Source organism: Limosilactobacillus coleohominis 101-4-CHN (assembly GCF_000161935.1).
GTDB lineage: Bacteria > Bacillota > Bacilli > Lactobacillales > Lactobacillaceae > Limosilactobacillus > Limosilactobacillus coleohominis_A.
The window spans coordinates 135196-154655 of record NZ_GG698804.1 but is presented as its reverse complement, the minus strand read 5'-3'; the positions used below and the strand labels follow the sequence as shown (position 1 = coordinate 154655).

Annotated in this window: 24 protein-coding genes and 2 tRNA genes; 20 read left to right on the top strand and 6 right to left on the bottom strand. The window is 39.2% G+C overall.

The annotated features are described in order from the left end of the window. From rapZ to whiA, 3 genes are read left to right on the top strand one after another with little or no spacing between them, the layout of a single operon-like run. A complete protein-coding gene (rapZ, locus tag HMPREF0501_RS05875) occupies positions 1 to 870 on the top strand; it encodes an RNase adapter RapZ (protein WP_006916989.1) in 870 nt (289 codons plus the stop codon). A gap of 11 nt (positions 871 to 881) precedes the next feature. Next, positions 882 to 1865 carry a gluconeogenesis factor YvcK family protein gene (locus HMPREF0501_RS05870; RefSeq protein WP_006916988.1) on the top strand — a complete coding sequence of 328 codons (984 nt, stop codon included), beginning with the start codon at positions 882 to 884 and terminating at the stop codon, positions 1863 to 1865. Positions 1866 to 1879: 14 nt separating this feature from the next. Continuing rightward, positions 1880 to 2812: a DNA-binding protein WhiA gene (whiA, locus tag HMPREF0501_RS05865; RefSeq protein WP_006916987.1), complete on the top strand. Its 933-nt coding sequence runs from the start codon at positions 1880 to 1882 to the stop codon at positions 2810 to 2812. A 48-nt stretch (positions 2813 to 2860) separates the two neighbouring features. Here the strand turns inward: whiA and clpP are convergent, their stop codons facing one another. Further along, positions 2861 to 3454 (bottom strand): ATP-dependent Clp endopeptidase proteolytic subunit ClpP, encoded by a 594-nt coding sequence (gene clpP / locus HMPREF0501_RS05860; protein WP_006916986.1) that lies wholly within the window; start codon positions 3452 to 3454, stop codon positions 2861 to 2863. 517 nt (positions 3455 to 3971) lie between these two features. Here clpP and HMPREF0501_RS09260 point away from each other — a divergent pair. The 3 genes from HMPREF0501_RS09260 (at position 3972) to HMPREF0501_RS05850 (ending at position 5373) form a co-directional block, all read left to right on the top strand. After that, positions 3972 to 4103, top strand: a complete 132-nt coding sequence (locus HMPREF0501_RS09260) for a hypothetical protein (RefSeq protein ID WP_006916985.1) — start codon at positions 3972 to 3974, stop codon at positions 4101 to 4103. A gap of 217 nt (positions 4104 to 4320) precedes the next feature. Further along, positions 4321 to 4713 carry a hypothetical protein gene (locus HMPREF0501_RS08780; protein ID WP_040455997.1) on the top strand — a complete coding sequence of 131 codons (393 nt, stop codon included), beginning with the start codon at positions 4321 to 4323 and terminating at the stop codon, positions 4711 to 4713. 18 nt (positions 4714 to 4731) lie between these two features. Beyond that, positions 4732 to 5373 carry a hypothetical protein gene (locus tag HMPREF0501_RS05850; protein ID WP_006916983.1) on the top strand — a complete coding sequence of 214 codons (642 nt, stop codon included), beginning with the start codon at positions 4732 to 4734 and terminating at the stop codon, positions 5371 to 5373. A gap of 170 nt (positions 5374 to 5543) precedes the next feature. On the opposite strand, the gene HMPREF0501_RS05845 is transcribed toward HMPREF0501_RS05850, so the two are convergent. From HMPREF0501_RS05845 to HMPREF0501_RS09020, 3 genes are all read right to left on the bottom strand, one after another. Continuing rightward, on the bottom strand, positions 5544 to 6629 hold the full coding sequence (locus HMPREF0501_RS05845; RefSeq protein ID WP_006916982.1) for a tyrosine-type recombinase/integrase: 1086 nt from the start codon (positions 6627 to 6629) through the stop codon (positions 5544 to 5546). Positions 6630 to 6783: 154 nt separating this feature from the next. Next, positions 6784 to 7281 (bottom strand): hypothetical protein, encoded by a 498-nt coding sequence (locus HMPREF0501_RS09115; protein WP_040455996.1) that lies wholly within the window; start codon positions 7279 to 7281, stop codon positions 6784 to 6786. 155 nt (positions 7282 to 7436) lie between these two features. After that, positions 7437 to 8258, bottom strand: coding sequence for a helix-turn-helix domain-containing protein (locus HMPREF0501_RS09020; RefSeq protein WP_006916980.1), 822 nt, complete (start codon positions 8256 to 8258; stop codon positions 7437 to 7439). A gap of 116 nt (positions 8259 to 8374) precedes the next feature. Here HMPREF0501_RS09020 and HMPREF0501_RS05830 point away from each other — a divergent pair, with 116 nt between their 5' ends. The 11 genes from HMPREF0501_RS05830 (at position 8375) to HMPREF0501_RS05775 (ending at position 15550) form a co-directional block, all read left to right on the top strand. After that, positions 8375 to 8560, top strand: a complete 186-nt coding sequence (locus HMPREF0501_RS05830) for a helix-turn-helix domain-containing protein (RefSeq protein WP_006916979.1) — start codon at positions 8375 to 8377, stop codon at positions 8558 to 8560. Between the two features lie 40 nt (positions 8561 to 8600). Next, positions 8601 to 8906 (top strand): hypothetical protein, encoded by a 306-nt coding sequence (locus HMPREF0501_RS05825; RefSeq protein ID WP_006916978.1) that lies wholly within the window; start codon positions 8601 to 8603, stop codon positions 8904 to 8906. 147 nt (positions 8907 to 9053) lie between these two features. Continuing rightward, positions 9054 to 9353, top strand: coding sequence for a hypothetical protein (locus HMPREF0501_RS05820; protein WP_006916977.1), 300 nt, complete (start codon positions 9054 to 9056; stop codon positions 9351 to 9353). Positions 9354 to 9366: 13 nt separating this feature from the next. After that, a complete protein-coding gene (locus HMPREF0501_RS05815; RefSeq protein ID WP_006916976.1) occupies positions 9367 to 9708 on the top strand; it encodes a hypothetical protein in 342 nt (113 codons plus the stop codon). 314 nt (positions 9709 to 10022) lie between these two features. After that, the gene (locus HMPREF0501_RS05805; RefSeq protein WP_191975865.1) at positions 10023 to 10232 is read left to right on the top strand and encodes a helix-turn-helix transcriptional regulator; all 210 of its coding nucleotides are present in this window, start codon (positions 10023 to 10025) and stop codon (positions 10230 to 10232) included. A 249-nt stretch (positions 10233 to 10481) separates the two neighbouring features. Next, on the top strand, positions 10482 to 10859 hold the full coding sequence (locus tag HMPREF0501_RS05795; protein WP_006916972.1) for an HTH domain-containing protein: 378 nt from the start codon (positions 10482 to 10484) through the stop codon (positions 10857 to 10859). A 123-nt stretch (positions 10860 to 10982) separates the two neighbouring features. Beyond that, the gene (locus HMPREF0501_RS05790) at positions 10983 to 11603 is read left to right on the top strand and encodes a hypothetical protein (RefSeq protein ID WP_006916971.1); all 621 of its coding nucleotides are present in this window, start codon (positions 10983 to 10985) and stop codon (positions 11601 to 11603) included. 1085 nt (positions 11604 to 12688) lie between these two features. Then, positions 12689 to 12850: a hypothetical protein gene (locus tag HMPREF0501_RS09050; protein ID WP_006916970.1), complete on the top strand. Its 162-nt coding sequence runs from the start codon at positions 12689 to 12691 to the stop codon at positions 12848 to 12850. A 288-nt stretch (positions 12851 to 13138) separates the two neighbouring features. Further along, a complete protein-coding gene (locus tag HMPREF0501_RS05785) occupies positions 13139 to 13522 on the top strand; it encodes a primase-like DNA-binding domain-containing protein (protein WP_006916969.1) in 384 nt (127 codons plus the stop codon). A 914-nt stretch (positions 13523 to 14436) separates the two neighbouring features. After that, a complete protein-coding gene (locus tag HMPREF0501_RS05780) occupies positions 14437 to 14793 on the top strand; it encodes a hypothetical protein (RefSeq protein WP_040455991.1) in 357 nt (118 codons plus the stop codon). A gap of 394 nt (positions 14794 to 15187) precedes the next feature. Beyond that, a complete protein-coding gene (locus HMPREF0501_RS05775) occupies positions 15188 to 15550 on the top strand; it encodes a hypothetical protein (RefSeq protein WP_040455988.1) in 363 nt (120 codons plus the stop codon). A gap of 295 nt (positions 15551 to 15845) precedes the next feature. Here HMPREF0501_RS05775 and HMPREF0501_RS05770 read toward each other — a convergent pair. Together HMPREF0501_RS05770 and HMPREF0501_RS05765 are read right to left on the bottom strand one after the other, a co-directional pair. After that, positions 15846 to 15929, bottom strand: a tRNA-Leu gene (locus HMPREF0501_RS05770). Positions 15930 to 15937: 8 nt separating this feature from the next. Next, positions 15938 to 16009 (bottom strand) — tRNA-Arg (locus HMPREF0501_RS05765). A 221-nt stretch (positions 16010 to 16230) separates the two neighbouring features. Between HMPREF0501_RS05765 and gap the strand changes: the two genes are divergently transcribed. The 3 genes from gap (at position 16231) to tpiA (ending at position 19405) form a co-directional block, all read left to right on the top strand. Beyond that, a complete protein-coding gene (gene gap, locus HMPREF0501_RS05760; protein WP_006916967.1) occupies positions 16231 to 17244 on the top strand; it encodes a type I glyceraldehyde-3-phosphate dehydrogenase in 1014 nt (337 codons plus the stop codon). 77 nt (positions 17245 to 17321) lie between these two features. Next, the gene (locus HMPREF0501_RS05755) at positions 17322 to 18530 is read left to right on the top strand and encodes a phosphoglycerate kinase (RefSeq protein ID WP_006916966.1); all 1209 of its coding nucleotides are present in this window, start codon (positions 17322 to 17324) and stop codon (positions 18528 to 18530) included. A 125-nt stretch (positions 18531 to 18655) separates the two neighbouring features. Then, a complete protein-coding gene (tpiA, locus tag HMPREF0501_RS05750) occupies positions 18656 to 19405 on the top strand; it encodes a triose-phosphate isomerase (protein ID WP_040455987.1) in 750 nt (249 codons plus the stop codon). Positions 19406 to 19460: the final 55 nt, after the last annotated feature.

The window sequence follows — 19460 nt, the reverse complement described above, 5'->3', positions numbered from 1 at the left end:
ATGTCCCAAAAGTTAGAAGTCGTAATTATTACCGGAATGAGCGGTGCGGGGAAAACGGTAGCGGTTCAACTCTTTGAAGATTTACGTTACTTTGTAATTGATAATATGATTCCAACATTAGCTGAGAAATTTGTTGATGTTATTAAGCAATCTGCTGATTTTCCGAAAATGGCGATGGTGATGGATACCCGGGCAAAAGGGTTTTATGATCAGGTATTACCGGTCATTCAGCAGCTGCGTCAACGTCATGATATAAATGTGAAAGTTTTGTTTTTAGACGCGGGGAATGCCGAACTAGTTGCACGGTATAAGGAAACTCGCCGTGCGCACCCGTTAGCTAAACAGGACGGCGTGTTAGCCGGAATTGAACGAGAACGCAAGCTGCTCGGCGAATTAGCTTCACAATCAGATGTTAAAATTGATACTACTAATTTAACGCCACGGAACTTACGAATTCGCTTAACAGAAATCTTTAATAATGGTCAGGGGACGGATTTCTATGTTGATGTGATGTCCTTCGGCTTTAAGTATGGGCTACCATTGGATGCGGACATTGTGATGGATGTGCGGTTTTTACCTAACCCGTTTTACGTTCCAGCTTTGAAACATTTAACCGGTAACGATCCAGCGGTTCAAGAATATGTAATGCAAAGTCCGGAGGCCCAAAATTTCTATCAACATCTTTATTCGCTGATTACCACAGCGCTACCTGGTTATATTAAAGAAGGTAAGACCAGTTTAACGATTGCGATTGGGTGTACTGGTGGGCAACACCGGTCTGTAACAATTGCTAACCGGCTGGCAGCGGACCTGCGAAAGCAAGACTATGTAGTGAATGCACATCACCGTGATGTGGATAAGGCACATTAAGGAGGTGCACGATGTTTCATAAACCTAAAATTGTGATTATTGGTGGCGGAACCGGCCTCCCCGTTATTTTACGTGGCTTGCGGGACCAAAATGTGGATGTAACAGCAATAGTAACGGTGGCCGATGATGGTGGTTCTTCGGGTATTTTACGGAATTATATTAATGTTGTCCCACCTGGTGATATTCGGAACGCACTGGTGGCGCTATCTGAATTACCAACGATTGAAAAAGAGATTTTCCAATACCGTTTTAACAGTAAAGATAATTTCTTTGCTGGGCATGCACTTGGTAATCTAATTATTTCTGCGCTGGCAGAGATGAAGGGAAATATTTTTGATGCGGTGCAAGAATTATCTGATTTAATGCGGATTAATGGACATATTTACCCCGTGGCGAATGAGCCATTAACTTTGAATGCTGAATTTACTGATGGTAGTAAGTTAGTAGGTGAGTCAGAAATTACTGCTGCTCATAAACAAATTCAACGGGTTTGGGTAACGGACTCAGATGATCCAGAAGCACCAATGGCGGTTAAACAGGTGATTGATGCTATTATGGATGCCGATCAGATTGTGCTGGGCCCCGGGAGCCTATTTACTAGTATTTTACCGAACCTCATGATTAGTAATGTTGGTGAGGCGGTGAAAAAAACGAAGGCGGAAGTTGTTTATATTTGTAATATTATGACCCAGAAGGGCGAGACGGATCACTTTACGGATGCCGATCATGTCCGGGTATTGAACCGCCATCTCGGCGAGCCATTCATTGATACGGTGTTAGTTAATATTCAGCCGGTGCCAAAGGATTACATTAATTTTCAGGAATGGAATGAGATTTCGCAACCCGTTACGCACGATTTTGCTGGATTACGGGAGCAAGGCTGTCGGGTAATTTCAGCCAATTTCTTGCGGTTACGTGATAATGGGGCATTCCATGATCGGGATAAGGTGGTGCGCGAATTGCTTAACCGTCTCCACGATGTTCATGCTGATTGAGAAAGGGTGATTAGATGTCATACGCAAGTCAGGTCAAAAAAGAATTAACTGGCTTAACGGTGCATAAGGATAACGCACAGGCTGAATTAATGGCCTTAATCAGAATGAATGGGTCACTAGGAATTGCCAATCAGCAGATGGTACTAAGCGTACAGACAGAGAGCCCGGCAATCGCCCGGCGAATTTATTCATTGTTAAAAGATTTCTATAACGTCGAATCAGAAATCGTGGTGCGACGAAAAATGAAATTGAAAAAGAATAATACCTATGTTGTCCGTCTGCGGTATCATGTGAAGGAATTATTAACGGAATTGGGGATTTTAGACGGCTTCCATATTATGGAGCGAGTTCCAGTTCAGCTGTTGAAAAATGATTTGATGATTCAGTCTTATTTAAGAGGAGCTTTTTTGGCAGGCGGTTCAGTTAATAATCCTGAAACCTCCCGCTACCACTTGGAAATTTATTCCTTGTATGAAGAGCACAACGAGATGATTGCCGAAATGATCAATCATTTTCAGTTGAACGCGCGGACAACTGCCCGGCGGAGCGGGTATATCGTCTATTTAAAGGAAGCAGAAAAGATTGCTGACTTTTTACAATTAATTGGGGCGACAAATAGCATGTTAGAATTCGAAAACATTCGTATTGTGCGTGACATGCGCAATTCTGTGAACCGGCTTGTTAATTGTGAAAATGCCAATATGGATAAGGTGGCCAATGCGGCTAATAGACAGGTCGCAAACATTCAATTTATTGATCAGCATGTCGGTTTGAATAATATTCCAGAGAAATTACGGGAAATTGCGATGACCCGTTTGGCTCATCCGGAAGTTAGTTTAAAAGAGCTTGGGGAGTTGGTTCCTGGTGGACCAATTTCTAAGTCAGGAGTTAATCACCGATTAAGAAAGTTGAATGCGTACGCGGATAAGATTAAAAGTGGTCAATAAAAAAAGGTGTTGCGATAATTTCGCAACACCTTTTTTGAATTAGTAGCCTTAGTCTGCCTTTGGCTTGTTTTCCATGATGCCATCCAGTAAACCATAATCAACCGCTTCTTGAGCAGTTAAGTAGTGGTCTCGTTCAGTATCTTGGTTAATTTTTTCGATTGGTTGACCGGAATTTTCTGCCAGAATTTCGTTGATCATCTTACGAGTCTTCAAAATTTCTGTGGCAGCAATTTCAATTTCGGTTTGTTGACCCTGTGCACCACCAGAAGGTTGGTGAATTAACACTTGGGAGTGTGGCAAACCAAATCGTTTGCCCTTAGCACCGGATGAAACGAGGACACTTGCCATTGAAGCAGCCATCCCAATAACGATGGTTTGGACGTCTGCCTTAATGAAGTTCATCGTATCATAAATTGCCATTCCGGACGTAACAACACCACCAGGTGAATTAATGTATAAGTAAATATCTTTGGTTGAATCTTGCGCGTCTAGGAAAAGAAGTTGCGCAACGATTGAATTTGCCATATCGTCTTCAATGGGACCAGAAAGCATAATGATCCGATCCTTGAGAAGCCGTGAATAAATATCATAAGCACGTTCACCACGTGATGATTGTTCAATCACAGTTGGAACTAAGTTCATATTAAGTGGCCTCCTTTTAGCACTTATTAGCGTTAATTGCTAACGTATGATTGTATTTTACCCTATAGGTCAAGAAAGGTCAAAGGAATACTGATAAAAAAGAGGTTGAATTTTTCAACCTCCCAAGTACTATTTTAAGTTTTCTGCAATTAGGTCCAGTTCTAAATCAGCACATTCGTTATCTAATTGATCCCGATCTTGATCTGGTTTAATTTCAAACATTTTGAATTGTAAGTCTTGCTTGGACATAATAATCCTCCATATTAATTTGGTGCTTGAATTGGTTAATTAAGTTAAACACCGTGATCTTTTAACAGTTTCCATATTATCTTAAATTGGTATAGTTATCAAGAAGTTTATCATTACAGTTTTGATAAACGTTTGCATAAAATGGTCTAATTTTAAGGAGTAGTTAAAAATTGCAGGTTCTGGATGGAAAGGTTGCGCTTTTTGCAGCATTTAGTTATAATCGGAATGTTGATTATTAACGATAATATATTAAAGGAGGCATATTGACATGCGTAAAGCACATCCACATGGCGTACAAGGCCGTCGTCCAGTTGCTCCTAAGTACAAGCGGGCATTGAAGGAAAAGAAGATTGAAGAAATTCGTAAGTGGGCTAAAGAAAAGCCAGCTGACGAAAAGTAATCAGTTTAATTATTAAATTATGGGCAGGAATCATTTGATTCCTGCTTTTTTTGTGATTTCACTCAAACGACTTTTATCGAATGATATCACTTGTAACGTTGACTTAACAATAATGATATTCATATCTAGATAGAATTATTGACTGGTCATTGACTGATTATTGATAATTTGATATATTTTTAGCGATTTAGGAGGTTAATTTTTAGGGAGGATTAAAATGAAAAAATGTCAATATTGTGGCCAGTCAATGGCGGAACACTTACTAGTTTGCCCACATTGTGGTCAACCAGTTCCTGGAGCATTAGAAAATGATCATTCTAGTAGTCAACTGAAAGCTTCAGAACAAGTGCCAGAACCATCCGCGGAGAAAATTGAATCTACCGTACCGAATGTTGAAAACAATGTTCGTTCCCATTCTGTAGATTCAGGAAGTTTTGGCTGGGCCTTACTTGGCTTCTTCATCCCGTTAGTAGGGTTGATTTTATTTTTAGTGTGGAGAAAAGAACGACCGATGAATGCAAATTCTGCGGGAATTGGTGCCTTGATCAGCGTTGTAGCTAATTTAGTATTTTTCGTATCGTTAATGATTATTGTAATTCTAGCGAGTTAAATTTGGGAGGATTTAGTTATGAAGCGAGTTTGGTACCATAATAAGGTTTACTGGGTTTCAATTGTGGCAGTGTTGGCGGTTCTAATCGTACTTGCTGATGTAGCAACTTATCATGGAATTCATAGGTTGCAAGCGACAGGAGAAAGCACGGGACTAGTGGTTGATCACCATGATGATCACGCTGCAAAAGCTAAGGGGAAGATTAAACTGACGTATGATTCATACCAATATACGGGTCAAAAGACTTATCATTTAAACCGGGACGTTAATTCTTGGGATCATGCTAATATTAAGATTAATAGTGTGACAATTTATAAATTGGCTAAAGATTATCAAAGAATCGGCCTTGATGGTAAATCTGGCAATTGCGTGATGCTAATTAATATGACAATCAAAGCCAACCAGGATATTAGTATTTACCCAACTCAAGGAACGGTTTCGACTAATAATGGTTTACAAGCAAATGCGATGATGGGCGACCAAGACTTTGATGGCGATATTGATAATGGAATATCTAAAACTGGTGATGTTGTAGTGGTATTTAATCACGTTAAGAATATTAATGATATTAAGAAATTGCGTTTTAAATTCGAAGCTTTTGGTAAAAGTGATGACGATGTATCAAATAAACAATACGATCTTCATTTAAATTTGAAGTAACGAAAAGGCATCCTGTTGATTAGGATGCCTTTTATTATGTATAAAAAAACCGTTGAGTAATCAACGGTTGAAAGTAATTAATTATGCCCAAGGCAGACACAAAAACCGTGTCCTAAACGTTGATATATCAATGTTTTACTCTGATTTGGTAGCAGTTTGGTAGCAGAAAATCAGAGGTCAGCTAATTTGCTAATAATCAAAGTATCATTCTTTGCCTTGTACTCATCAATCAAATAAGAGTAGACCCGCAACGTAGTAGTAATATTGGAGTGTCCTAGACGCTTACTAATTGCATAAACATCGACACCTTGCCCGATTAAATAGGCAACATGAACATGCCGTAGTGAGTAGAACGTGAAATTTTGCTTTTTGATACCGACATGGTTCATAATACGGTGTAGACATTTGTTTAAAGCGGTTGATGTTGGAACTGTTCCTAAACCATTCATAAAGACCAGCGTTGAACCGTTCGCCTTTAAATCTGCAAGACGTTTCAGTAATTCACGATTAACTTTAATTGTTCGATTACTGGTTGAAGTCTTGGTAGGTTTAAAGGCTTTTTTTATTTCATCCCATGACTTGTTGATGGTAATGGTGGAATGGAGGAAATCAATATCTTTCCATGTTAAGGCTTGCACCTCAGCTTTACGCATCCCCGTGTAAATTGCCGTCAAGATCATGTAACGGCTGGTACTTAATGGGTTTAGGTGCTGTACTACCGCATCTTTGAGCCTCACTAATTCAGCATTGGTTAAGTATTCCACATTAACTTTTCTGGAGCGGTCATAAACGATTTGCACGTTATGGGTGAAGTCCTTGGTAATAATGTCATCGTCAATTGCATAACTGACACAACTTCTTAATGCACCATTGAGCTTAGTAACACTATCCCTAGCATGATCAGCACCATACCAGTTAATAAAGCCTTGATAGTCAGAACGCCGAATATTAACTAGCTTAGTAACGTCAAAATAATCTTGAATTGCCTTACCAATGACTTTATAGCGGTTCTTAGTAACATCCGTAATATTTGGTTGTTTGTAGAGCTTGAACCAGCGTTCATAGTAAGCAAACAAGGTAATATCTTGTAAATCCATGTTGCGCTGGTCAAGCTCTTTCTCTAAATCATTGCCCGCTTGTTGGGCTTGTCGTTTGAGCTTGAAAAGCCCCGCACTTTTAACGTGACGCTTGCCGTGCTTGTCGTAGTAGGTAGCGTAACCATAATATCCTTTACTAACTTTCTTCGTATAACTCATTTTCTATCATTCCTTTTTTTCGCACAGCTAACCAGCGCAGTGTTATGTATTTGAATGATATGGGGTCAGAATTGACCCATGAGAGCTTTTAAAAGGATAGATGGGTAATTAATCAAAACATGGTTAAAACGTCATACAAGGGGAAAGCAACTAATTACCATTGGCGATTTTGATCATAGTCTGGGAAATTATCGTTCCCATTGTCCCAAGCATTGTCACGAGCAGAAACCCAATTTTTAAAGTTTTGAGTTTCATTACCGTTTGCGTCTTCGATACCTTTTCTCACATTTTCATCATGTTGAATTTGAGCTGTTTGTGATTGAATGTTAGGAGTATCGGGATGATCGTGCAAATAGGCGTTAAAACTGGGATAGCCTTTATATGGTTTATCCCATGTACTTGCATCAAATGGATCGGCTTGATCACCGCTGTTATTTTGCTGTTGGTTCTGCTGATTAGACGCACTCGCAGCGGATGAATTACTGCTAGAACTAGCCTTTTTCTTTGAGTGCTTGGCTTTCTTGTGGTGCTTAACCACCTTTGAACTAGACACTTTACTACTAGAACTTGTTTTCTTGTTGGAGTTGCTACCGCAAGCGGTTAAGGATAGACCAGCAAGGGCAACGGCGCAAATCAAACTAATCTTTTTCATTGGCTTCACGCTTTTCTTGAACATAGAGGACTAGACGCAAAATCAAATTCAAACCAGCTAGAAAGATCAACAATCTTTCAAAACCTAAACCATCTTTTTTCATAAATGAACCTCCCATAGCTTTTAACGTCAATCACGCTTGGACGTAATGGGTATTACTTTTTACTACTAGAGTTATTGGCTTTATCATCCGTTTTAAATGGTTCTTCATTAATATCCAATAATAATTTTCCGCTTTTTGTTTTAGCAATATTATGTATTAATGCTGAAAGTTGGTCAGTTAGCAGTTTATATATTTTTCTTCTTTCTGTTTCGTTTTTACCTTTATCGGGAATTATTGCAAAAAGAGTGGTTAAAGTGGTAACGGTATTTAGAAAATTTTTATAAACATCAGTTTTATATTTTTGATCTAATGAAATTAAATTCGATAATAGCAGTTTATATGCATCTATACTTGTACCAATAAAATGGGCTTCGGAACCGCTAATATTTGGTACTTCACCTTTTTCATTTGTTGCGTCAAATTCATTGACTAATTTAATGAAATTTTCATTAGGTAAATTAAAATTGTTTATTCCTTTTCTGGTTCCCTGTATTTCAGATACAGGAACACAAAGTACTTCGGCTATTAAAAACCATTCCTGCACTGTTGGAACTGTTTCAAACTGTTCAATGGATTTGAGCCTTTTTTCTGAAATCCCTGTCATTTCAGCTAATGAGCCTAAACTGGTATTGTGTAATATTCTTGTTTCTCTGATAGCGTTAATATTATCTGTTCCCATAATGTAAGACACAGGAACATCAAAAACGTTAGCAAGTTTCATCCATGTTTCTAGTTTTGGCTCACGTTTTCCAGTTTCATAACGGCTGATAGTGTTATTACCAACGCTAACGGCATCAGCAACCTGTTGTAGTGTTAACCCTTTTTCTTTTCTAAGTTCCGCAATTCTATTGCGGGGCTTTTTGTTTGTATTCATACTAAATCACCCGTATAAACTTTAACACGAATTATCCCATTTTGGTATTTAATAGTTGGCATTCCCGTAATGGGAGAATAACATTATTACCGAAACGGGAGAAAGAAGGCGTAATTATGACTGAATATCTAAGCTATAAAGAGGCTATGCAGTATATGGGATTTAAAACCCAAGATACTTTGCGAACTTACATTAAGCAGGGACTGCCAACCGTTAAAGTTGGCAAGTCAAAACGCATTAGCAAGTCAGCTATTGATAAGTTCATGCAAGATCATACTGTTGTTGCAACTCAGGACAAATAAAAAGCATCCGTTGGAGTGGATGCAAAGGAGGTAATAGCAAATGACAGAAATTCAACGGCAAGTAGTAACAGCGCCCCGCAATGAGCGGGAAACGATTATTACTTATGACCGTGAAACAGAAACGTGGCACATTTACACGGATGAGCCGAAACACGCCCGCAAGTTTGAAAAGTATGTATCGAACCCCGAGCGTAAGGCTTACAACGTAGCAGACCAGTTAATCATGTTAGAGGGTGATATTGATAACGGAACGGTTAATATCCGCGAAAAAGTTCCGCTAACCGATTTGCAGAAAAAACATTTGCAAGATTTGCATAAAAAGCCCTGGTTTTTGAGTAACACATAACTAGCTATGCAAAAACGGACGCAACCTAGTTAATTCGATAAATTAACCACGTCAACATGTAATGTTTCAAAAACGGGTTCGTGATAGCACGTACAAAAAAATCCGCCGTTGAGCGGATGCCAGATACTAGAATTTTGAAGGTAATGAATGATGAAAAAAGTTTGTGTAGATTTTGACGACACTTTACGAATTGAAAACACCTTTTACCGTAACGATGATGACTTTGGTGCTTTGATGTTTGATCACACGGAAGATACAACCGACAAAATGCCGTTAGTTGCTGAAGTGATTAAGAAAGATGGTCAGTCAGTATCATTAAAGCCTTATGACACCGTGACAGACGGTTACGGGAACCATTACTTATTGGTTGATGGAGCCAACGGCGCACGGCTGGTTGATAAGGCTTCACTTACCACAGACGAATTCAAACAAGCATTAGCAGACTAGGAGGTATTTAATCATGGAAAACACGCAAAATATTGTTGTATTAGCACAAGGCGACCAAGTTTATTGTGAAAAGGCAGTTTATACAGCTACTAAAAAGGGGCTGGAATTAACAAAACTGCTGGAAAACAAAGACGGTCAAAATAAAATCTTTGCTGATCGTCAAGTAGACGGAAACAGCATCCTACCGCTTGCGGGTAATGAAATGATCAGTTACGCCGGAGAAGGGTATTTATTTGCACAAGTTGATCCATCAATTGCCAATTCGCATGTTCTGGTATGGGATGATGGTTTACAAATTGCCCTTAATGAAAGACGCACCAAAGATGCTTTTGTAATTGTTGGTTCTCAAAAATAAGGCGGTGTTAATCGTGATTGATGTAAAAGATATTGCACTAACTGAAAGTGATCGTAACGAAGCAAAGCATGTACTACATGTTTTTCAATCGGGAGGGGCAAAAGTCCCGTTTCTGAATAGATACGATCAACACACGATAGATTTAGCAATCAAGATCATTAACAAGCTACTGGAGCCCAAAGCGCATCCACTTATCACGGTTTCACTAGATGAGTTCTTTACAAGATGGGGCTAGTTAGAAAGCGAGGCAATCGAAGATGGAATTTACTTTTACCATTCCCGACAGCGCTTTACAAGACGCATTGACGGAGCGCATGAAAACTTATAAACCAGTTGATCCGTTCCCTGCTGTACTTAACAAACAGCAAGCATCAAAGTTTCTTGGATGTGGACGGGCAACCCTTGATAAATGGATCAAAGAATACGATGACTTTCCCGTTGCCGTGATCGGTGGTAGCTACCGTTTTACCAAGTCTGATTTAGAGCAATGGGTCAAGTCACGCAGTCAGAAACATAGTCATTAATAACCATAGCTAACCAGCGCAGTGTTATGTATTTGAATGGGTGGACATGATGAGAACACAAATACGGAATGATTTAAATTTATGTATGGATATTGAACTGACAAAGAATGGTGCTTTGCTACTCTGGATCATTTTAAACGTGATTATCGGGGCGTATTTAAGCCCGTACGCTGTTTTAGCAGTTCATGTTGTAGAAATACTAAGGTGGTTTAAAAAGCACTGGAGAATTGAAATTAAGGGGGTCAACGAATGAGTGAGGAGCAATTAGCATTATTCAATTTGCCGACGATTGACCAGCAAGCAGTCAAAGGTGAAACCAATATCGAACGTAAGGTATTAAGGCTACTACCTTATGGTTCAGAGAACCCCATATCACGAAGCAGGGTTGCGGATGCCTTAGGGGTTGATGTAAGAGCCGTTAGTAATATTATTGCCCGTTTGACCAATGAGGGTGTCCCTATTGGAATGGATAACGGCTATTACTTGATCAGCACCGAAGAGGAGTTGCAGCGTACTTACACTAACATCCGAACCTCTGGACTTTCGATGATGATGAGGGCGGAACGTTTGAAACAGAATTACTACAATCAATTCAAGGACACAAAAAAAGCCGTTCATGCTGACTAACTACCACATCAAACAGCAGGAACGACTTGAAAAAATATTTTCATAAAGCGGGCTTTTAGTTGGCTCGCTTTATTCATATTATCAGAATTTAGAGCTCTAGTTAATTGATAAGGCGAATAAATTATGAGTAACGGAGAAGGAATAAAATTAAAAACGCCCATAGTCAAATTGCCGTTGGCGTTAGTTCAAAGTAGTAAACCATCATCAGCTATCTTGTATGCAAAATTATTGGCGCTTAATCGTAAATTCAAAACAATTAACGCAAGTAGACGAACCCTTGCGGAGTATCAGAATTGCGGTGTTGATTACATTAGCAGACAAGTGCAAGAGTTATCTAATTTAGGGTGGGTCGCTGTTGAATATAATCATGCTGATGGTAAAACCAATTGGCAAATTTTCCCGTTGGCAAGGAACAAGAAACCATATTTATCAGTTCCTTATCAGATATTGAATGATGTTCAACGGGGGATTTTGAACTACCGTGAAGCTATAATCTGTAGTCTAATATATGATGATGCTTTCAAGAATGGGAAACGTCAAAGCACCTTGTCTAACCAAAAAATGGCTTTGATACTGAATCTGAGTGAACGTTCCATCAAACGGAATCTAAAACAATTGTACCAAAAAAGTTATGTATTCTACTTACCAAGTGAGAATCATCAAAGATCATTAGAACTTAACATTAATTATCAATCAGAAAAAGAAGTTCCCGAATTTTTTAACGAAGTAAATAAAATTTACTAAGGTATTTATTATTTTAAATACGGTATTTAATTTTCAAGTTAAGGGTGACAAATAGTACAACAGGGGGTGTCATTTTGTACAGCAGGGGGTGACAAATAGTACAACTGGGGGGTGACATTTAGTACAACCAATAATAAGTATTTAAATAAGGTCGCTGGACAAAAAATAAGGTTGTTCCCTGATGGTCACAACGAGAAATAAGGTCGTACTCTGACTAGTACGACTGAAGAGCCGTTGACTGAAAAGCCGTTCATGGGGAATCCGTTATCGGTGAAGATGCTGGAGTAAGGGGGCGTTGAAATATCAATCAACACCCCTTATTGCTTATCTGACAGTATTTGTCTATGTACACTATCTTGTAAACCAACATGACAACTAACATGTAAACCACCTTGTAAACTATGTTGGTACTGTTTAGTACCATCGTTAGGTACAGAGGCATATACAGCATTAACTACACTGTTAAGTACACTGATAACACCACTAATAAGCACACAGTTATCACTACTGACATCCGTAACCCTTGATGTTATGCAATCGGACAAGTTGTCCTAATTGAGTTGACCGAAGTGATAAATGCACGATATAGCTGTTTAGATAGCTGGATATAGCTGATGCATAGTTGCATCACATTACTACAACTGTCAACGGTAAGTAGTAGCAGTAACAGATTTAGTAACAGAGATAGTGTTAAAGGTAGTAACAGAGATAGTAGCGGAGATAGTAACAGAGGTGTTTCACACAAGGTCGGATGCCTAACAATCATGACTAAAAGAAAACACTGTTACGCTTTTACCTTGCTAATTCTCAAATTTTGCCCTGCTATGTAGCGGATATCAGGGAACTAATATAAAATCGTGTAACCACTAGAATTGGTCAGAGAGCCTTAAAATGAGAATTAGAACATAATAAAAAGCCCCCTTATCTTGTTGTCAGCAACGGGCGTAGTTAAATTGTAATCATGTTTAAGTTTGTCAGCAGTTAATAAGGGCGGTAAGGGCGCATCATAAAAAAAGATGACAATTCAGACACCCTAAAAAAGAATTCAGGCAGTTCATACACCCTAAAAAAAGAGAGGTAATAAAATGACAATTCTAAATAGTTTCGACGATTGGATGTTTTACCGCTTAATTGCTAACGCCTTTCATATCACACTAGACCAAGCCTATTGGCGTACCAACATAGCAATGCTGATCATTGTAGTTTTGGCGGTAATGGGTTATGTATTGGTGGAATATAAACACTAAGTCCATCCGCTTGAAGCATGGCTACACCGACAAATGCTGATGTGATGAAAAGAGCGTTGTATCAGTGTTGATCATTTGTAATTAAAGGAACATTAGGCGGAAAAGGTGAAGTATTTTGTGAGGTGGAAATGATAAGTACAAACATGGTTAATAATTTAGTTTTTGGTTTGCTGCTAGGGGTACTTATTCAATTCATTTTTTCGCAGTTCAAAAGATAGTTAAAAGAACTAGGCTGGTTAGTTGACCTAACTCTTTAATTAATAGTTTAAATAAGTTTGGAGGGATCGCATGGGCTGGTATAAAGGGCGGTATGTAATGAACCATCGGACTTTATCGCAATGGTTCGATGCAAGCCGACACAAGAAAGATAATTATTTCAGAATTAGAAACCGTGATCAAGCGGATAAGAATGTAGTTAAGTTTGTTTATAGCCCGAACGTGGTTAAGAATCGGCGGTTATATGCACCATGCGCAACGGTCTATAAATACTATTTAGAATATTGTGACCAGCAAGGGATTACCCCATTAGGCAACCGTCAATTCAAAAAGAACATGCAACTACTCGGTTTTGTCTACCAAAAACATCATCGTTTTTATGCTGGTTACTATCAAAATAAAGTAACTACCGCCTATAAGAACATCGGTATTAGGTCACAAACTAAGAACAAATAAAACTGTTCCGTACCTTGTCCAATTCTGAAATGCTGATATAACAGTGATCTGGCTAAAATAACGTGCACAAAATTGCACATTATCGGGGATGTTTATAGTTAAAAGAATGTTGTTAATTGTTGTTAAAAATGGGGGGGATGTTAGTAATGCTGTTATTCTTTGATGGTCAGTTCTTACCGTACGAAGTCGGCGCTTTATTATTGATTGTTGCGGTGGTTTACATGGTGCATAGGTTCCGATAAAACAACCTCGCAAAACATGTATTTGTTTTTCTATTAGTAGTTAAATATGATTGTGTTTGTCTGGTGACCTATGATTGTTGATTCATCAGCATTAAGCGGATGAATGAAGCGCAATTTAGAGCAATAATAGGGGCTTTTTAAGCTGGTATTTTTTCCGTTGAAAAATGTTGACATTTCTAAACAATCGTAGTTAAAAAGCCGTTGGTCAATTGCTGACTAACGGCTTAATTGTTGCGTTGTGTTATATGTATGATAGCTATAAAATGTAATCAGGTTGGCGGTAGGAAGTCATGAGCCTACCAAGAACCAAGATAGTCTACAAAACATTAAACTGCGTCAGCGTCTACATCAATCCGAGTAGACAGGGGCGCGACGTAATATGTTTAGTTTTTGTTTCTACTCAATTAGTGGAGAGCTGTTATTGTGAACATAACAATCACGCTTACTATTTCTAACGGTAAGCTGTTTGCTACTGTATTAATTACGGTAGTTTATGTTGTGTTTATGGTAATAAAAAAACGCCCTAAGTAGGACGTTTCTCACTAACTGAGTAGACTATCGGGCGTTAGGTGCTGACATCACCTAACGCCTTTTACATATATAATTATATCAGAAATCTATCACTACACAAGATATATTTAAACATCATAGAACACGAAAAGAGGGTTAAACATGGTTAGTCAGGCACAAATGAACGCTACTAGACGCTATGAGAAACGACACACCGAAAAGAACCGCCTGTATCAGTATCGGTCAAATGCTAGAACATTCATCCGCAAATACGCAAGCATTGATGATTTAGACGCACTAATTGCCTTTGCACAGGAACAGAAAATAATCAACGGTAATTATCTAATGGTGGATGGTTACCGTTTTAATTTACCCCGCCCCGTATCTGCTGACAGCAAGAGCGCACACATTGCCGTTAGCTTGTACGCAAGCGGTAATTTAAAAAATTTTAGGGTAGGGGGGCTAGGTCTAAGAAATGATAAGGTAATAACATCCGTGTTAGTGAAACTTGGTAATTAACGTCTGTAATAGAATGATTGCGTACAAATAGCAATCTTGCATACAAATAGCAATCTTGCATACAAACGGAACTAATTAGATTCATTGATTAACGGCAAACACAGAAGCCCTTATGATGTTTAATTATGTTGGTAGAATGCTGACAAATGATAGTGTTTTTTGAATTGGTACAATGATTATCGTATCAGTGCAATAATTGCAGATTTTGCACTGATAACAAAAAAGAGCCCTGTATCACTAGATACAGAACTCAAAAAGCCATCACGAGGGCGACCCCCGCATATTGATATATGATAATAGCAAAATAAAAACAGCACAAGTCAAACTGACTAGCGCTGTTAATACCGAGAATATCCCGAATGAAACCCTAATTCATATTATACGGGGTAACAGCATGGATAGTAAAACCATCATCCGCAGTTTGCGGGGCTTTTTTAGAATTGATTATCGTAGTATCTACTTGCGGTCTGGAGCATGGGCGAAACGTGAAATTAAAAACCGTAGGGCGGAAAGTAAGCAATGTTTAAAGTGTTTTCTAGCAATTGAACAGGCGGTTGGCGGATGCACTACAGACCATCAAAAGCTAATCGAATATCGGTATCTGGAACAATTGCAAGGGAATACCGTGATTAAAATGCTGAATATTAGCAAGTCACAATACTATGTACACGAACGAGAAGCATTATTAGAGTTTGGTAGCCAATTGAAACAAGTTTATCCCGCCCTGTTTGATGCAATCATGGAGCAAGGTTATTAATCAGTGTTGTTTTGTGGTGTTAAATGTTTAGCGAACAAGTCCATATAATAGGTAGATAGAACACAAATAAACAGTATAGAGCATATTTTGGTAGCAGTTGGTAGCAAAAATAAAACCACCTTCAAAATGAAAGTGGCCTAAGCGCTGGTTAGAAGCGGTTTTTGATGTTCAATTTTGGTAGCAGTTTGGTAGCAGAATTTAAAAATAATGGTGTTTTAGGGTGTTTTGGCAAAAATAAAAATGCCTTAATACCAACGATTAAGACATTTTGAAACACCCCGAAAGGGTTTAATTATGCCCAAGGCAGGATTCGAACCTGTACATGGAAATCCATACAACGACCTGAACGTTGCGCGTCTGCCAATTCCGCCACTTGGGCAAAGTTAATGCGCCCCCAGGGAGTCGAACCCTGATCTCGAGAACCGGAATCTCACGTGCGATCCATTACACTAAGGGCGCTTAACAACAAATAATATCTTATCGAATTAGGAAACAAATTGCAATAGTTTTTTCAAATTTAGTTGGGGAATTAGCAGTATTATGGACATTCTGCTAATAATCAGTTATCATAAAGGGCGTTGGAAATGTGCGTTAATTTTTGAACTGTACAATCTAATTTTCAGTGTTAAAATAATAACGTACATTTAATTATATGTTTTCCTAAAGGAGGAATTTGCAGTATGACTGTAAAGATTGGTATTAATGGTTTTGGCCGTATCGGTCGTTTAGCATTCCGTCGGATTCACAAATTGGGTGCTAAGGATATTGAAGTTGTAGCCATCAACGATTTGACTACTCCTGCAATGCTTGCATACCTTTTGCAGTATGACTCAACTCATGGTAAGTTCCCTGGTGAAGTTTCTGCTACCGACACTGGTATTGTTGTTGATGGTAAGGAATACCCAGTTTACGCTGAACGTGATGCACGGAACATTCCTTGGGTTAAGAATGATGGTGTTGACTTTGTACTTGAATGTACTGGTTTCTACACTTCTGCTGAAAAGTCACAAGCACACTTAGACGCTGGTGCTAAGCGTGTCCTGATTTCTGCACCTGCTGGTAACATCCCAACTGTTGTTCCTGGTGTTAACCTGGATACTCTTAAGAAGGATGACAAGATCGTTTCTGCTGGTTCATGTACTACTTCATGTCTTGCACCAATGGCTTACTTCCTTAACAAGGACTTTGGTATCAAGGTTGGTACTATGACTACGATCCACGCATTCACTTCTACTCAAGCTATCCTGGATGGTCCTCGTGGTAAGAAGATGCGTAACAACCGTACTGCAAGTGTTAACACGATTCCTCACTCATCTGGTGCTGCTAAGGCCATTGGTCTGGTTATCCCAGAATTAAACGGTAAGCTTTCTGGACACGCACAACGGGTTGGTGTTGTTGATGGTTCCTTAACTGAACTTGTTTCAATTCTTGACAAGAAGGTTACAGTTGACCAAGTTAACGATGCAATGAAGAAGGCAACTGATGGCAATGATGCCTTTGGTTACACTGAAGACCCAATCGTTTCAACTGATATTATCGGTTCAACTTACGGTTCCGTATTTGATCCATCACAAACCGAAATCATGGAAGGTGACGATGGTTCACAATTAGTTAAGACTGTTGCTTGGTACGACAACGAATACGGTTTCACTTCAAACATGATCCGTACTTTACTTCACTTTGCTACTCTGTAAGCAAAAACTAAGTACTAATTAAAAGGTGGGAGGAGGAAACTCCGCCCACCTTTTTGACAGAAAGAGGAGAATTAATTATGGCAAAAATGACTGTCGAAGACTTACCTTTGGAAGGTAAGAAAGTATTAATGCGGGTTGACTTTAATGTGCCAATTAAAGATGGAGTTGTTGGTGACGACAACCGAATCGTGGCGGCATTACCAACTATTAAGTATGTAATTGATCATAATGGTAAGGCAATCCTGTTCTCACACTTAGGACGGATTAAGAAGGAAGAAGACAAGCCTGGTTTATCAATGCGTCCAGTTGCAGAACGGCTTTCCAATCTATTAAATAAGCCAGTTACTTTTGTGCCAGTAACTGAAGGTAAACAACTTGAGGATGCTATTAACAACATGAATGACGGTGATGTTTTGATGGTTCAAAACACCCGTTACGAAGATGTTAAGAATGGTGAAAATGTTAAGCGTGAATCCGGTAACGATCCTGAATTGGGTAAGTACTGGGCCTCGCTTGGTGATGTTTACGTTAATGACGCCTTTGGTACTGCTCACCGGCAACATGCTTCTAACGTTGGAATTGCCCAAAATATTGGAGATGGCAAGTCCGGGGTTGGTTTCTTAATGGAAAAGGAAATTAAGTTCTTAGGGAACGCTGTTGACAACCCAGTTCGTCCATTCGTTGCTATTCTTGGTGGTGCCAAGGTTTCCGATAAAATTGGAGTTATTGATCACCTGTTGAACAAAGCTGATAAGATTATTATTGGTGGTGGAATGGCCTACACCTTCTTTGCTGCAAAGGGCATTAAGATTGGTAATTCATTAGTTGAAAAAGATAAGATTGATGTTGCTAAGGACATCATGGCAAAGGCTGGCGATAAGCTGGTTCTTCCAGTTGACAGTGTGATTGCTGATGCCTTTAATAATGACGCGAACACCAAAGTGGTTGAAGGCGATATTCCTGATGGCTGGATGGGCTTAGACATTGGTCCAAAGTCAATTAAAGAGTTTGAAAATGTTTTGAAGGATGCCAAGACCGTTGTTTGGAACGGCCCAATGGGTGTCTTTGAAATGCCAAACTTTGCAAAGGGAACTCTGGCTATTGGTAAGTTCTTAGGTAACCTGAGCGACGCAACCACAATTGTTGGTGGTGGTGACTCTACTGCGGCAGCTAAGCAATTAGGAATTGCTGACCAATTAAGCCATATTTCCACTGGTGGTGGTGCATCATTAACTTACCTTGAAGGTAAGGTTCTGCCAGGCATTGATGCAATTTCTGATAAATAAATCTATTGAATGAGCACAAATTGGGTTCCAGAGTGCGGCTTGGCCGGGCACTGGAACCCATTTATGTAATGTCAATTCTGGTAAAACAATCTTTTTATTAATTACTAAGAATGGGGGATTAGATGATGAGGTCGCCAATTGTTGCTGGAAATTGGAAGATGAATAAGACGGTTGAGGAAGCCGTAGAATTTGTGAATCAAATAAAGAATCATTTACCAAACCCGGACGTTCAAGAAACAGTGTTGGCAGCACCAACTATTGCTCTTGTGCCAATGGTGAAGGCTGCAGCAGGAACACCATTAAAGATTGCTGCGGAGAATTGCTATTATCAAGACGCGGGAGCGTTTACTGGTGAAACTAGCCCCACCACTCTGTACAGTGCGGGTATTCACCACGTGATTTTAGGCCACTCAGAACGGCGGAAATTGTTTAACGAGACAGACCATCTTATTAATCTAAAGGTGCATGCCGCATTAGATGCAGGCCTTTGCCCAATTGTTTGTTGTGATGAAACGATGGGTCGCCGAGTGGCAGGAAAAAAGGTCCATTGGGTAGTTAGTCGAATCTTAGCTGATTTAAAAGACTTAAAGCCGGAAAACGTAGATAAGGTGACCATTGCCTATGAACCGAGTTGGGCAATTGGAACTGGTGAAAGCATGGATCCAGATCAAGCAGAAGAAGGTTGTTATCTAATTCGCCAAACCATCGCTGATATGTATGGTGATACTATTGCAAATAATGTAAGAATTTTATATGGCGGGAGCGTTAACAGTGATAATATCAATCAATTGATGGCTAGTCAGGACATTGATGGCGTCCTAGCAGGAGGAGCTAGTCTAGATCCGCAAAGCTTTTTAAAATTGGTAAACCACTAATTATTTAGACTTGTTTTAGGGTTCACAAAATAATACAATGGTAGCTGTAAGCATA